Below are 16707 nucleotides of genomic sequence, written 5' to 3' on the forward strand. Positions count from 1 at the left end.
ACCCTCTGTTAAATGTTCTAAGTTTATTCAATAAATTTTAAATAGTAGAAGTAGTAATGGTATTTCCTAGAGTTAATCCAAACTTGCCTCCCAACTTTTATGAGCTTGATGAGTACACCTTTCAGGACTTGTGCTGTGATCTGCTCTCAGAACAACCTAGAATCGCTACTTGTGATGTTTATGGCACACGAGGACAACAGCAAGATGGAATTGACCTTTTAGCACATTGTGATGATGGAATTTACACTGAAGTGGGACAGTGTAAATGTTATAAAGATTTTCCACCTCGGAAGATTATTGATGCGTCAGATGAATTTTTTCAATACATCGACTACTGGCTAAACAAAAAGGTTCGGCGATTTATTCTATTTGTTGGCTGCGATCTCAGTCAAACTCAGCGACAAAAACAAATTGAGATTGAAAAGCAGCGCTTTGCCTGTTTTAACATTCAGTACGAGGTTTGGTCAGCAAGCACAATACGCCAAAAGTTAGCACCTCACCCTGAAATTGTTCTTCGTTACCTGCGATCGCAGGAGTGGGTAGAAAAAATTTGTGGTCGCGTACCTCAACCATACCCTCAATTTGCTGAGAACTCTAGAGCTACAGAGTTAACGTTTGGGGTTATTAGTTCAAAACTTGAGCGTCTATCTTCTGACTTATCTAAGACAAAAGCCAAACAACTAGAAGAGTACCGCGAACTTTATCGGCAAGGACATTTACAACGAGCCTACGCCTGCCTTGAAGCCCTTCGAGGCGATGAAAATTGGGATGTCTTCGATAAACCCTTGCAGGCACAGATTTTACAGTCCATGTCAGGGTATTTTCTCAGCGTAGAGCAGAATATTGAGAAAGCTAAAACATTAGCGGTAGAGGCACGCAGCCTTGATCCAGAAGGAGATAATTCTCTTTTACAAAGTTTGATTATTTATCACGCAAAGGGTGCAGAAGCTGCATTGAAGCAGATTGATAGCACCTCCAGTATAGACATTTTTAATCTCAAACTTGGGTTGTTGCTAGAAATACAACGCACAGATGAGGTTATTACAATGCTGGAAAACCTTCCTCCTGCTTTGGAACCGGATGCAGAAACTAACCGCATACACGCTTTAGCATTTTTAGACATAGGGGATATTACTGCTGCTCAAGTAAAGATTCAGCAAGCTTGTTATGAAAAACCAAATTGGGAAAAGATTCAGATATCTGAGGCTACGATCAATTACTACAGTGTACTCTCACCTGCTGTCCCTAAGCGTTTAATCAACTACCCTCAGCCTGTTGACTGGTCATTAATTAAGCGAGACGACGAAAGTTTAAAACGTCTACGCATGGCAGCAGATAAGTTTAACCACTTGGCATCTCAAACTGAGCGAGGAGAGAAAGAACGCCAGTATTGGCAAGTGTGGTATTTAGCTTGTTTAGCTAACGACCCAGACCGTCAGTCAGAAGCTCAAGACTTATGCCGTACCCTTCTTGCTGAAGACCCAACTAATCCACAAGCAATTGTTTGGGGAACTGTTCGCAATTATGAAATTGATTTAGTTGCCAGTCAGCAAGTATTGGAAGTATTTGTGGAAAAGTCAGGCAACGATATTGAGCGTATTGCGGCTCTGTTTGGAATATATATTTATTTTGGGATTACCAAGCAAGCCTTAGAGTTACTAAATCGTAACAGAGAGAAATTTGAGCAAACTGGAAACCAAGAATTATGGCTTTTTTGGCATATTCAAGCTTTAGCAATAAATGGAGAGTTTGATACTGCGTTTCAAGAAGCCGAAAGCTGTAGCAATCTCAGTTTTCGTCGCAGTATTCAAGAAGGCATCCGTAGAGAAAAAGCGCGGATGAGCGGTGAATGGCAGGAATTTGCTGAATATCTAGATAAAAGCTGGCAGGAAAGCCGTAATGGTCAATATTTATGGGAATCTTGTCAGTTGCAAGCTAGTTTACAAAACTGGGCTTATGTAGCCGATAAGGCAGATGATTTAGTAAACACAGTAGGAACAGCAGATGCTCTGGGTCTGGCAGCACAATGTGCTTCACAGGCTGGTCGCTATGAGCAATGCTTTCAACTTTTGAATAAGCATCAACGGCTTTTCCCTGGTGGGAACTTACCTTCATATTTGCGTCGCTTCAGAGCCTATTGTCAAGCCAAACTAGGGTTGATTTCACAAGCCGTCGCTGAGGCAGAGGATTTAGTGCGATCGCAAGAGACGGTTGAAAACTTAGTAACCTTGATAGGACTTCAGCGAGATCAAGGAAATCTTCGAGGAGTAGCGATTACAGCTTTCCGACTATTAAGGCATGAAAATGTTCACCCAAACGCCCTGTTGCAGGTAGCAAGGTGGTTATTATCAGAAGATCCTGAATTGTCACGTCAGTTATGGCAGCAGGCAATTACTGCAACAATTGAACCCGAAATTTTAGGGGAAGTGATTACATTAGGATACAACTTGGGATTAGATCGTGAAGTCCAACCTTTTGCACAACGGGCAAGAATTCTTGCCATCAGCAAAGAAGGCCCGTTTCATGCTGTAGAAGTGCATGAACTTCTTGAACTACAAAGAGAATGGGCAGAAAATGCGGCTTCAATGAATCACAAATATGACAATGCTGAAGCTTTTATCCATTTAATTGTCCAAGCGCGTAGATTGGCACTCACTAGCATTTTCCGAGTTCTTCTCAATGAAAATGCTAACAAACCTAATCCCCATATTCAGCCAGCAGTATTGATCCGCTATGGGGCCCGTCCCTTTCCAGAAGAATTTGCAGACTCCAGCAATCAATGGCGACTACACCTAGACATATCAGCCTTTTTGCTAGCTGCTCACCTTGGTATTTTGGATGTAGTGGAACGACGATTTAGTCCAATTCGGATTTCTGCAAGACTACCAATTGCTCTTTTGCAAGAGTGTGAGTATTTCCTACAGCATCAACCTTCTCGGCTGGCAAATCACCGCGAAATCATACGACTGTGCCAATCAGGACAATTACGAGAAATATCTCAGTCTCCAACACCAGAATTTAATGAATTAATCGAACAATTGGGTGAACAATCAACTATTTTGCTGGAGCAAGCTCGTGCAGAAAACGGGTTTGTGGTTGAGTTCTTGCCGTTAGAGCGACTAGATATCAAGGGCATCAGTCAGCTCGTTGTACTTGATGAAGCAGATCAGCAACGAATGATCAACTGTCGTGCGTTGGTCGAAGTGTTGAAAGAAGAAGGGATTTTATCCAGTAACTCATATGAAACGGCATTGAATGATCTTGGGGATCAAAGGTATCAAGATTTGCCACCAAAGTTACCAGCACGAAATGACTTGATATTTGTTAACTCTGAGTTAGCTAATCTCTTAGCTGGGTCAGATTTACTAGCGAGAGTCTGTCGCCATTTTCGAGTTTTTGTAACACATCATTGTATTCGTGAAGCACAGGCAGCAATCAATGCCAGCCAGCATTCATCTGAAGTTATAAGATGGCTGAGAGGGCTTATTCAGCGTGTTTCAACTGGATTAGAGCAAGGAAAATATGAAGCGATCGTAGTTGCAAATCCTGACTCCGAACAAGAGCTTGAGTTGCTGCATTCATGGAAAGAGAATGGATTAACAGTATACGACTTATTTAGATATACGCCTCAGCCAGGAGATGTTATTTGGATTGACGATCGCTTCTTCAGCAAATACCCGTATCGAGATAACATTGTGCCAATCATTGGTGTTTTAGAGATTTTAGAAGTCTTACGGGTAAAAGGGGATTTAAGCGAAATAAGTTATTACAAGAAAATCTTACAACTCCGTGCTGGTAACATTCGGTATATTCCTATTACCAGTAAAGAAATTATTTATCATTTGAAGCAAGCACAAATACAGAATGGAAGAATTCGGGAAACGGAAGAACTAACAGTCATACGTCGCTACGTCGCCTCTTGTTTATTAGATTCGCATAGGCTTCAACGTCCTCCGATGCCTAAAGGCTCACCTAGTCCTGACGGTGAAATGATGTTTGTCTTTGAGTGCTTCCGCGCAACACAAGATTCAATTGGCGAAATTTGGGTAGATACCAATCTTTCAGAAGAAATAGCTATTGCTTACTCTGATTGGATTTTAGAAAATTTATATACTGGTACTTTTGGTGTTCGACATCTATTGCCCAATGTTGATCTAAATAATGATGGGCTTGATTTTATCAGCCAAGACATTAGCAGTCTCTACTTTCAAGGTCTTAAATTTTGGGAAATTGAAATTAACGATATCCATGAGACTCCCAATCGCCGTCAGCAGTATTTTGAGTGGCTTGAGCAACGAATAATAGAGAGACGTTTTAGAGCCAACCCAGAGTTGAGTACTTCTGTGGCGCAATTAATCAAGAACATTATTCTTTATCTGGGGCGAGAGCAAGAAGGGGACGAATCACTGCAAGACTTGAACCAAAGAATGTTGCAGCAGTTTTACCGGGATCTTCCAGAAGTGCTAAAGGATGAACTAAACACCGATCCTGAATTGATGGCTTATCTTCAGATTCAAATGGTTGAATATATCAATCTCATATTGCCAGATTCGCCCACCCCTCTCGTATTTCCGGCATTAGAATTTTTACCAGCGATCGCAACAGCGATTAATGACCAAGATACTATAATTACAGCATTACAGCCACAAACAGCTTTTAAAATTCAGGCAGTTCAGAGTAATTCTTCCATTCAACTCCGCTTTATCAATGAAGCAGACTCAATAATTTATGTGTGGCAAGACGATGTAATGCTTCTGGCATCAGATAATCCTAATGTACGCGAACAAGTTTTGCGATCGCATCATTTCTGGTTTGACTGTGATAATTCTAGATTTGAAAAGGTGATTGGCGAAATTCTATCCACCACAGACCTCCGCAGACGTATTGACCAAGCAAATGTATGGCGTAATCAATCAGCAGCAGTTTTTTACTTATCATTTGAGCAGAAATTACGTCACGCTCATACCTTTAGAATTGATGAGTTAATCCCTTCATCAGGTGCTGGTCTGCTACGACATTTTCATCTTGAACTATGTGCAGCAGAAAATTTTAACTTTCATGAAAAATTAAACAGGGCAGCAGAATCCTTATTGCTTACCGAAGGACTTGAGATTTGCCTAGAACGTCTTGCTTGTCTTCCGGTGAAACTTCCTATGCAAGTAAGAGAAGCATTTAGCCAGTTACCATCAACCGAGAGACAAGCTTTGCTACATAGGCTTGTACCTCAATTAGCATCTCCGGTATGCAAACTACATCTGATTGATTTAGCACTGCTTTGTCCCGACTCAGTTGGCTTAGTTCAAAATATCCTTGACGAACTTTTTGATGAACTGGGTGAAATTCACTTCCGATTATTTAAAGCGATTCTTAATCTCTTGGGTAGTGAGTTTAGTTACTGGAGTGAGACGAGAGAATGGGTATCGTCTATTCAACTAGCAATGATTTGGGCACATGCAAGTAAACTGCATAATCTGCTCTACCATCCCACAATGCAATTAGAAGAGTTGACTCAAGTCTTAGAAAGGAATACTAGGTTTCTCCCAATGAGTGCCGACATTCTTGATCGCAATCCAGAATTCTGGAATGATGTTCTCCACCCTCGGCGACTTAGCAGGATGAATCTGGTAGTTCATGGACTGGCAGCAATCTTAGTAGAGCATGATTCAGAGTTTCTCAAAGCAGTAGAAGTTCCAGCAAAGATAGCTGCCTTTGCTGTTAAAACTGTTGAAGGTCAGCAATACCTTGCTACAAAATTATTTCATGATGACTCATCTCTGGCTCAAAATAACTTGGGATCTCTACTAGGCGGAGAACGCAGCGACTACTTAACTCCTTTACTTGGAACAGACTTAGGACATCAAGTTGCATCTAATAATTTAAAAGCATTGGTAGAAAATGCTATTGATACTCTTTCTAGTGAGCCTCTATCTAAAAATGAATGGCTATTGATTATTGGAATAATTCTAGACTTACCAATCTACAAAGATTTAACAGATAAACTTAACACTCTAGTGAAAAATCTCAATGTAGTTGAAATTTATAAGAACGAACCATCTACTGCAATGTTTGCCCTGATTGTAGCGTCAGATCATGCAGTCAATACTGGAAATGAAAGTTTATGCTCACGATTAGAACAAGACTTAATTCAGATAGCCAGTTTAATTAATATTCAAGAAAAGATAGAACAGGTAGATGATGGGATTTATGCCAATGTATTAGAAATTGCTCTCAAACTTGCTATAAGACCAAACGATCCACGCAGGACAAGCCGCTCCCTAAATATTCTACTGGACAAACTTTTCCTTACTTGGTTACGTTTTGCGAGTAGGCGCGTTAATGGATTATTCACTGTAACTCAAGATTTACCTGCTAATCAACTACATGGATGCTGGAAAACTATCTTACTTTTTCGAGCTTTATGTACTGATTGATGCGGATACAAAATATTTTTAAGTATTTACTATTACCAAAATGATATGTAAGACTCATTTCGATAATTTTAGAGATGTAACCCAGTCATTCTATTACCTTTTGTAAAAAAGAATATTAACCTTTTGTTATTTAGATTCAGATTAGAAATTAATGTGCATTTAGCCCACTGATAATTATGTTCAAATCATCAAAAACAGAGACAAATAATACAATACAAGCGAAAAAAATTCTTACTCGCATAGCAGTAGGACTAGTAGAACAACAAGAACAAATCACTAAAAAAAGTGTCCCTCCTATCACTAGTCCTAACGAACATATTAAATCTGGGCTTGAACAATTATCTGTCTTGTGCATCAGCTACAAAACCATGCCACCTTTGCATCATAAAGAGGTGGTAAATTGGCTACACCAACCTGTAGAAGATTGGACTGGAGTCGGTGAATTAATGGCTGATGCTAATCTTTTCGGCTCACTTTTATTTCTGGGACAACCTACAGATTTAGCTTATGAGTTAAGTGAAAGAATGCGCTCAGGCAATCCTGAGATAGAAATTCAAGACATTCCTTTCAAAGAAATTCTGGAATACTGTTCTGAAAATAAGTTAGATGAGCAATACATAAAAGCTAGGCTATTTCTAGTACAAAATCCTCATTTAGAGTGGGGAACCAAAATTATTAACAGCGATTTAGATTGGGAACCTGAAATTCGTTCCTTATTATGTGCCACTTATGAACGTATCCCCCTAACTTGTCGGGTTAAACAAAATGGGGTTGAACAGATAGCACTATGTCCAAGATGTGGATGGACTTTGGAGTGGCAAGGCTCTTCACGCCGTCGTGCAGTTTGTTACAGCGATTTGTGTTCCCGACTTGTTAATCTAAACGCTCCCGAAAAGTGGATTCCATACCGTCCAGAATCAATGCGAACTATTCGCGGTATCCAGGCTTCTGTAGTAGCTCCAGAACGGTCATTAATCCAATTAAGAGATACTCTAGTCAATCTAGGCATAGATTGCTCCCTTTGGCCCAGTGTAGATAATTATGATTTAATGATTAAATTTCCAGATGGGAAAGTTTGGGCAGTAGATATGAAAGACCAAGCAAATGCTAGAGAACTGGCTTGTTCTTTAAAACCTTTCAAACAATTTCCTGCATGGAATAAAGCTTTTTATATTTTTCCGGATTACAGATACAAAGGTAAATATAAAAAAGTATTTCAAGCTGTTTGGGATGTGAGATGTCAAGAAAACTCTGCTCTCAGAGATATAGGTATTTTCTCGCTGAAACAGTTTGTTGGTCAAGTTAAAAATTTTAAATCTTCTGAGGAGCAAAAATGAGAGATTGGCAAGATTGGTTAAAAGAGATTAGTAAAGAACTCCTCCGATTAGGACAAGATGATTTAATTCCTGTTACCTTTACCAAAACAGAAAGTAAAAGATTCTTTGAGGTTGAATTAGTAATAACTCTCCACGCCGAAATTTATCAAAATGCAAGCAACAGTAATATTAAAGAAGCCTGGAGTTTATTAACAAACTTCATTCCGACCGAATTAATGAACAACCAGAAGCTGATAGAAGCTTGCACCAGAGTACGTCATAGAGTCCGGTATATTCGCACAGCAACAGCTTGGAACAAATCCCTTCTGTGGTATAGTCAACAACCTCTAAGCATCAGGCTCTTTGACGTATCTTTAGAGTCAGGAACATACACCAGGCAACCTGTAGTTAATTATGTTCCGCTGCGTGTAGAAACTATCAACAAGGCATTAAATGAACCAGCCGAGCATAAGCCCATATCGCGAAATTGGGCGAAATCAGAAAAAGAATATTGCTTTTATATTAATTCAGAAGCAGTTTCAGTAGTTATTCCCACTAAACTAATTGAAGGAATTAAGGAGTGCTTATCTAACATTAGCACCACTGCAATACCAGTTAGTGAGCAACCAAGACGCCCATCTCCTTTATCTCCTTTGACAATAAGATTATGCGATTTAAGGGAATCAGCAAGAAAACTTGAAGAAAAACTACCAGGACGAAAATGGCTTGAAAGATGGGAGCAGTTAAATTCATCTCTATCTTTAATAGGAGAAAACTTAGAGCCTACTGATGAATTAACAATAAATGGGATTTTTCACTTATTAGGACCTACGGGTTCTGGCAAAAGTACTATTATCTATTTGTCGGTACATGATTTGTGTGAAAAATATGCAATATCCGACAAAAATTTCCGTATCTGCATTATTGTTAATACGGTGACTGATGCCATCAATATGGCAGCTGATTTCGTAAAGATGGGCTTATCAGCTGCTCCAATATTGGGAAAAGCCAGAGGTTCTCATCAGTATCAATATGGAATGGCTCACGCCAACAAGCTACAACCAGAAGATTTATACCAACCTTACGACCCAGTAGAAGACACTAAGAATGCAGAATTATTAGACAATCCTGCTCTTCCTTGGCTAACAGGAAAATGTATCCTTTCCGGACTACTGGGTGAGGGTTCCATTCCGGCAGGTCAAGAACCCTGCCATAGTTTAGTAAGCCCAGAAGACATCAAAAAACAAGAAAAAAATTCCTCAGACAAAGTTACATATCATAGTTGCCCATTTCTTCCCATCTGTCCGGTTCACCAAGCAAACCATGATTTAATCAATGCCTCTGTCTGGGTGGCTACTTCTGCTGCTTTTATTTACACGGCGATGCCTCCGGAATTAGTAGGAACTGAAATGCGGGTACTAGAAGCTGCCTATCATTACTGCTCCTTACTAATTGTAGACGAAGTAGATAGAGTACAAGTATCAATAGAAGACGACTTTGCTCCCTCTAACGATTTAGCAGGTTCTCAAACAGCCATACTTGATTTCATCGAACATACTTTAGCTGAGAAAGCTTTTTATTCAGGAAGAACACAACTTAATGACCCTCGTTACCACGAACTCAGAGGAGTTGCTAGGGAAGCCTCGCGATTATCAGACGCAATATTTGTCCGACTATTTGAAAAAATACATTTACGGAAATGGATAGGAGAGTGGCCTCTTTATAATTCTTTAATTTACTATCAGTTGATTGAGAATATACGCTCATTAGCACCCTCTGATTTCCCGGAAGCAGAGTTATCAGGGGTTTTATCCTTTTTAGAAGATGAATTTAAAAACTACTATCTACTCCGTTACTCATCAAATGAGTTAGAGGATAGTGAAATCAGTGAAAATGATTTAGAAAAGTTAGTCAGTGATGTCCGAAATGATAAAGGGGAAAATTTAATTAAAAAACTGAGAATTTGGCTACAACAACGTTTACCTTGGGACTTTCCTCAATCACCACAAACACAACAGATATTAGAAAGATTAGAATTTAGTGTGTTGCTAACAGCAATGGATCGACACGTAAACGAACTGGTTCGTTACTGGCTCTTAGCGACAGCGGAACTAGGCAAAGGACTTTCTTTAAGCCAAAACCCTCCAGATGAATACATAGATTTAAATGTAGAATCACCCCTCGGTCATCTGTTAGGATATCAATTCGTAGACCAAACAGAGGAGAAAACTCCAAAGGGCTTACTAAGATATTTAGCTTGCTTCGGTTTGGGGCGTTATTTGCTATTGAAGTTTCCATACTTGTATGTAAATTTAACTGGCGACTATGGGCCTCACACACTAATAACTAGTGCCACCTCTTGGTCGCCTGGAAGTCCCCAATTCAATATTGGGATTAAACCCCGTGCAATTCTATCTCCACCCCCTGAAGCAGTGGAAGCGCTGTCTAACAGCCATTTTGAATTCATCCGAGTTCCAGATCGTACAGGAGAAGCAATAATAGTTAGCGGACGCTCTGGGAGAGGACGAAAAGATAGTCTACTGCAACTTACTCAGTATCTAGCTTTTGGCAGTGGTGGTAAAGACCGGATAACACAAGAGTTAGAGTACTGGGATTCTCTTGGCACACCAAGAGCTGTCATTCTAATTACAGGCAGTTACCCAGAAGCACAGTTAGTCGCTAAGGAATTGCAAGAATCCAGTAGGTGGAGAAATCGGGTAGATTGTCTTCAATCAGACAGAGACGAAAAAATTGCTGAATGGCTCCTACGAAGAGGACAAGTTGAACAATTTTCAACAAGAGGGCGTGATTTATTGGTAGCACCTTTGGGAGCCGTACAACGCGGATATAACATTTTGTCACCAATAACCAACAAAGCCTACTTGGGCAGTGTATTTTTTTTAGTACGCCCTTACCCAGTGCCAACAGATTTCGGTAGGCAAATTAGAGCGATAAACCGTTTGGTATTTGATGATATTTTACAAGGAAGTAATATTTTACCGTCTAGCTTAGGAGAAACGGCAGCAGAAGCGATCGCTAAATTGCGAAGCCTGTCTTACAAAAACTGGCATCGACGACTCAGAGCTTCACATCATGGCTCGGCTTCCATTGATGTTGATTTTTGGCATGAACTTCTTTGGGATCAAGCTGTTTCTATAGTACAAGCTTTGGGCAGAGCTACCAGAGGAAATGTTCCTACAAGAGTCTTCTTCTGTGACTCAGCATTTTATCCACAAGGTGCAGAACGTAGTCTCCTGAAAGGATGGGTAGAAATTTTTGGAGAGTACCTTTCTCCTAATAGCAATAAACCCCAGGTAGAACAACAATTAGCCAGAATTTTATATGGGTCAATTTATGACCGTCTAAAAGCTCTGGTAGAACATTTAGAACATAATAGCAACGGACGGTAAATAAAATGACTCAAGCACAAGAACAATTACCTCCCATTGACAGGCTACAGACTTTAGCTTGGTTATTCAATGATAATTTTGACCCTTTAGTCATGGGAGAAGTGTATGGATTAAGACTGCCGGTAACTTGGATAGACATTATAAAAGGTCTAGCAGATGTAGACCATACTCCTCCCATACTCAGTCTCTATGCAGCTTTAAGAGGTTGTGCCTCTGACATTCTCTACATTTTTCCTAACTCCTTTTCTCGCGTTCCAGAAATTAGACCAGAGTATTGGATAATTGTTCATGCTTATAGTGGTTTAATTGATTTAAACCAATTTTGGGCAATTATACAAAATTGGTTGTCAGTCAACTATGACCTGAAAGTAGTCAAATCCGTCCTAGCTGAGATAGAGTCAGGTCGTGCCGAATTAAATTGGGAACTCATAAATTTAAAAAATGCTCCCTTTGATGTTCTAGAAGTGGTCTTGCCTGAACTCATAGCACGCTGGTTAACTAGAAAGGGATTTCAGTTAGGTTTAAGGAATGCTAATGGTCATGAAGAATATTGGCCTTTAGTGGTGTCTCCATCTACTGGCAAAGAGGCTTATCTAGTTACCTGGCCTCCTATCAACTATTCACCTTCCAATAATGCTGAACAAGTAGCTAGGTATTCATATTACTTAAAGTTTTATATCGCTCCTCCTAACGGCAAAACTCCCTACTTGTTGCTATTTCAAGCAGGTATTAGACGCTATATTTCTAAACCTATGACTGCTTGGGACAATCCGGGAAATCAACCACTTCCCGGTGCCAGACAAAAAATATTCCTGCCGAAAGGAGAAGACAGCAGCGTTTATGTAGCAATGGAAAATTTAGGATGGCTCAAGCCAAATTCAGATCCAAGTGTAGAACGAGAAACTACTCTAATCAACCTCAAGTTAATGCGACATGACTCAGTTATTTGGAAAGCTAGAATTGACAAAATTTTGACGATGATAGCTCCTCATATCGATATTCCAGAACCAATGCAGTTTTTAAGTGACCCTGCAAAATATGCACCACAATATTTACTATCACACAGAACGCGACTAGGTTCTCACCCAGTAGGAGTTGGGCTAGAACCAGCTGATAGATTTGAGTTATTTGAAAGATTAACAACAGCTTTACCGCCTGGAGTAGTGGCAGCGCCAATCATCAATAAAATAGACTTTAGTCATTGCAGAAAACGGCGACTTTCTAAACCTAAAGAAACATCTACCATCAGTGAGCAAGTTTACCGAATTAGGATTTCATCTAATTCAGTAAACACTTTGTTAGAGGTGTTGCGAGAATTTTTAGAAAGTAAACAAGTACAAGGAACTGTTAAAGAAATAGACAATGAAACTTACAATTTTACCAACTGTTTAGGAGAAAGTTATTTATTGAAAGTAGACAAAATTCCCTTGCCTAATGAATGGCTTTCTCCTTTATCTTTAGGTGGTTCTTATTCTGGTCAAGCCAAAGCAGCCGCCAGCAAAAACAGAGCTAGACTAATCGAACGCCAACTGGTAACGCAGCCTAAACCTAGTAACGAAAAACGAGGTATTCTTATCGAGTTAGTTGATTACCGGAAATTCGACAAGCAAAGGAGGTTAACTGACCCAAAAACAGCAATTCGTTGGGGACACGCTTATGCAAGTTGGGTAAGTCAATTTTTACAACCAGAAACGGAATATATCAATCCAGAAGACTTTGCTCCTATAGATTCTAATGATGAAAAACAAGTTAAAACTTATGAAAGTAAAAAAAACAAGTTAAATACACAAAAAAAAGCTTACAAAGCAAGGTGCTTAAATGCAATTTTAGATTTAATGCGTCAGTTAAACTTTCCTTTAGGTATACCCTTTTATACGGGATTTTATCAAACATCACTGCCTCATAATTTAGATATCATTGCTATCAGAATCATTCGCCTCAACGCTCGAAATAAAGGAGAAACAAAGGTAGTTATCCCTATACTTATCAAAATCCCTTCAGAAAATAATTCATCTCAAATGCAGGTGTGTTTACCAGGGGATTATGGCCCGACTTGGATGCCATATGATGAAAGTTTATTCACGGTAGCCATGTTTGAGCAGAAGTATAACTCAAACTATACCTCAGAGCAGATAAAAAACTTTGTGGGGCGAGCTTTTGCAGATTTAGAAATAAAAAATCCAACTCTACTATTATTGGATGAACAAAATCTTCGCCAAGACCTTCCTTTACTTTTAAAACTTGTGTCAGGAGACGACGCAAAAGACCCAAATAATCTTTGGCATCAAAATAAACTTCTTTCTTGCCAAAATCCGCAACTTCTGCGTGTAGCTAGACTACGATATTCCAGTGATGGTTTGGTAGCTCACGTTTGTCCTATATCTGGCTTTAACAGGTATAGTGGCATTTATCATAACCCGGATTTTAGCTCTGCCTTTTACTCAATAGGTCGTTCCCCTCAATCTGCAAAAAGACCCGCAAATTCAAGGCAACGTGATAGAGTATCAAAACCAGGATGGAACCAATCTGCGCTAGAAATTTCTTGGTTATCTCTCCAATCAGAAGATAAGCCAGAAGAATGGACATTAATAGTACATAGACTGCGAGAAGCCTCTCCATTTATCGATGCAGAGATAGTAACTTTATTGCCACAACCAGTTCATTCAGGTCATCAAATTTCTGAATATATATCACGATCAAATGTGGAGGAAGACTTCGATGATTTTGAGGATGATTTGTTAGATGAATCTCTAACTGAGCAAGCCCCAGAATATATCCAATTGAGCTTATTTTAGACTTGATATTCTGGTTAAGAGTTACTTGTATCGACTATATGGATGTAAAAATTCAAACTAGTAATCGAAGCTAGTAAAGCAATAGCCAGAGGTTTACGCAAGCGTTTGATTGGGGCATTTTCCATTTTTATTGGTTGCGTACAATGTGGCTCTAAACCCACTGGTGTACAGACCCCTTCAAGTCGAAAATAACACAAAAGATTAAAAGATTGTGCGGTCAGGCGGAAAGGGAATTAAGACCACCTCCGTTGAACTAGCGCAGATCCAGCCGCCGACCTTTGCTCTGGAGTAGAGTTAGGGTCACGTAGAACTTTACCAGCGTTGCTAGCAGCTTTTTGGCTGGTGCGTCTTGGGCGGAATTGTTGGGTAATCATATTCTTGTCCGTTGTAGTTTAGTTAGTAACTCCAACTTAAACAAGGAGTAAAAATAGACTTCAGTATAGGTAAACAGCAAATAGCCCACGCAAAAGCGAGTCCTTAACCTTTCGGTTATCTGCACTCAAATTCGCATGGGCTATCTACTGAAACTATTATAACCCGTATTTTTAAATTTGGGTAAATTAGTGAAAAATGTTGTCAAATTTAGTTAGATGCCAATAAAAACTACGGTTTACAAATAAGCTTAATTGTAGTTTGATACTAAGCTACTCATAATTCAAATCAGATTTGAACTCCCAAAGCCCTATCTAATCTACTTTTCACCCTTAGCGTACAATGCAACCCGTTTTGGCACTGTAACCTCAATTGCAACAATTTTAGACATAAATTACAAAATATAATCTTTAAGCGCGAGCTTCTTCCCACTAGAAGAATAATTGAGAATGTATCGCTTTGATGCAGAAACCACCCATGCCGAAAAACTGGATTATTAAAGTAGACAACTATTTCCATGCAAACCCCAATTGCATCATCGCCACCGCCCATGTGGACACGTTTCCCACAAACCTACCCCTAGAACCCAACATCCGAGAACCTAACCGCAAAAGTGCGACATACCGACAAATCTTTGACTCTGTGACGACTCAACCAGAAAAATTCTTCTCTCGTCACAGTGGAATCGTTCTGTCAGCCAATAAAGTTAAACCTAGCAAAAACAAAACCGAACTGGAGCTAGAAGTTTTAGAAGCTAGCGAGGGGGGTAGCGATGGCATTATCAATGGAGGTCACACAGTTTTAGCATTTGAGCAAGCTAAAAATTACAAATATGACCTCAGCCTTGCCAGAGTCAAAGTTACCATCCACATTGGACTCCAGGAAGAGGAAGCTAAAGATATCGCTCTCGCCTCAAATACCACTTCTCCTGTAGATTCTCGCTCCAAAGTCAACGCTAGGGGAGATTACAAATTTATCAAGCAGTATTTAGCCCAGTTAGAACAGAAAGAAGATAGAAAATTTAGAATAGCCTATTACCAAAACCAAAGCGGCGCTCCTAGAAATGCCCAGTGTAATGTTAACCACTTGTTCAAGCTGATCAACTGCCTCGACAGAAATAGATACAATCCCGACGGCAATAAACGAAGCAAGCACCCTACAGGTACGAACACCCCAAGTCAAATCACAGACACTGAGAGAGAAAGATTAACTCTTTTACTGCCTCTACTTCCCAAAGCTCTGTGGATTGAGCAAAGACTGTACGAAATCATCCAAGAACATATCAGCAACCCCAGAAGAAAGGGTGTCAACGATTTAGCATCAATTGATACACGCAAAAGTACCCTTCTCCCCGACAGCAAGTACTCGTTTGGGTTTGGTGCGCCAACTGACCTCGCACTACCCATAATTGCATCCTATCGGGTATTCCTAGACCAAGACTATAACTGGATTATTCCTTTTGACGAATTCGCCGAAAACTTTCTCCAACACCTGTGGGGTAACTATTACCGTAAATACTTGATATCGGAGAAAACAGCAGGAAATACAGTGGGGACTAAAATTTGTCGCAATCAAGAAATTTGGGAAAGTCTGTATATTTCGGCCCAAAGTTATTTAAACCAGCATTTGGTGAAAATTGTCAATTCCAGCAAGCATGAAGAATTAACGCTGACACCAAGCTAAAATGTCCACTTAACAATTAATTGTCATCTAAAAAGAGATTATAGGCGTTTTCTAGAATGCCAGTCTCTAGGCAAAGCCTAATTGTGCTGCGATCGCCCACCGTAGGCGCTTTGTGCCATCGCAGCGCAAGGGATTTTCAAAACACAGGTTCTGTGGGTTGGTAATTACCGTCTACCCCTAAAACCTGTAGCCTTTACTAGAAAAGGATTTTCGGATTTAAATAACAAATTAGACTTGACACGATGGATTTTACGGCGTACCAAGGTAGGTAAATTGCGCTTTCACGAGAATTAAACCTCGTCCAAGTTGAAAACTGGAGTTTTTCAAGAGGGAACTCTTAACAGGCGAAAGTATAGGATTTGGGAGTAAAACCCGATTAAGAAAAACTATGGGTTTCAAAGTAGACGCAGTTTATCTGCACTTTATTGGTGCGATGGGCTTACGCCCCGCCTTCTCGCGATGACCTCCGGTCGGTCGGAGACCATCACATCAATAAACAGTTGCTCCCGTTCAGATGCTGCGGCTTGGGAAGAAGCTAACAGCACCAGCTTCCGGAACAAACACGGGCGGTGAATTAATTTCAGGATGTCTATGACAAGAGTAGTTTTGGATACTGTGCCTGATGAAGGCCCTTGCTCTTGAGTATCAGAAAACCGACTCGTGCGTTCACACAAGTTAACATTTCAATTAATTTGGCAAA

The 16707-nt window shown here is 39.9% G+C and carries 6 protein-coding genes; 5 read left to right on the top strand and 1 reads right to left on the bottom strand.

The annotated features are described in order from the left end of the window. Positions 1-56 precede the first annotated feature (56 nt). The 4 genes from RM049_RS20530 to RM049_RS20545 all read left to right on the top strand — a co-directional run bounded on the left by RM049_RS20530 (position 57) and on the right by RM049_RS20545 (position 13952). A complete protein-coding gene (locus RM049_RS20530; protein ID WP_322705478.1) occupies positions 57-6431 on the top strand; it encodes a hypothetical protein in 6375 nt (2124 codons plus the stop codon). Between the two features lie 176 nt (positions 6432-6607). Continuing rightward, positions 6608-7768: a hypothetical protein gene (locus RM049_RS20535; protein ID WP_322705479.1), complete on the top strand. Its 1161-nt coding sequence runs from the start codon at positions 6608-6610 to the stop codon at positions 7766-7768. Then, positions 7765-11157 carry a hypothetical protein gene (locus tag RM049_RS20540; protein WP_322705480.1) on the top strand — a complete coding sequence of 1131 codons (3393 nt, stop codon included), beginning with the start codon at positions 7765-7767 and terminating at the stop codon, positions 11155-11157. The genes RM049_RS20535 and RM049_RS20540 overlap by 4 nt, the downstream gene beginning before the upstream one ends. 5 nt (positions 11158-11162) lie before the next feature. Beyond that, complete coding sequence (locus RM049_RS20545; protein ID WP_322705481.1) at positions 11163-13952, top strand: pPIWI_RE module domain-containing protein; 2790 nt, start codon at positions 11163-11165, stop codon at positions 13950-13952. 233 nt (positions 13953-14185) lie between these two features. Here the strand turns inward: RM049_RS20545 and RM049_RS20550 are convergent, their stop codons facing one another. After that, entirely contained in the window at positions 14186-14326 is a 141-nt protein-coding gene (locus tag RM049_RS20550) for a hypothetical protein (RefSeq protein WP_289794568.1), read from the bottom strand. A 475-nt stretch (positions 14327-14801) separates the two neighbouring features. Between RM049_RS20550 and RM049_RS20555 the strand changes: the two genes are divergently transcribed. Beyond that, on the top strand, positions 14802-16007 hold the full coding sequence (locus RM049_RS20555) for an AIPR family protein (RefSeq protein WP_322705517.1): 1206 nt from the start codon (positions 14802-14804) through the stop codon (positions 16005-16007). Positions 16008-16707: the final 700 nt, after the last annotated feature.

Origin of the sequence: Nostoc sp. DedQUE04, from assembly GCF_034530995.1 — a bacterium.
GTDB lineage: Bacteria > Cyanobacteriota > Cyanobacteriia > Cyanobacteriales > Nostocaceae > Nostoc.

Coding starts and splice junctions, on each gene's coding strand:
- RM049_RS20530 (WP_322705478.1), top strand. CDS start 57: ATGGTATTTCCTAGAGTTAATCCAAACTTGCCTCCCAACTTTTATGAG.
- RM049_RS20535 (WP_322705479.1), top strand. CDS start 6,608: ATGTTCAAATCATCAAAAACAGAGACAAATAATACAATACAAGCGAAA.
- RM049_RS20540 (WP_322705480.1), top strand. CDS start 7,765: ATGAGAGATTGGCAAGATTGGTTAAAAGAGATTAGTAAAGAACTCCTC.
- RM049_RS20545 (WP_322705481.1), top strand. CDS start 11,163: ATGACTCAAGCACAAGAACAATTACCTCCCATTGACAGGCTACAGACT.
- RM049_RS20550 (WP_289794568.1), bottom strand. CDS start 14,326: ATGATTACCCAACAATTCCGCCCAAGACGCACCAGCCAAAAAGCTGCT.
- RM049_RS20555 (WP_322705517.1), top strand. CDS start 14,802: ATGCCGAAAAACTGGATTATTAAAGTAGACAACTATTTCCATGCAAAC.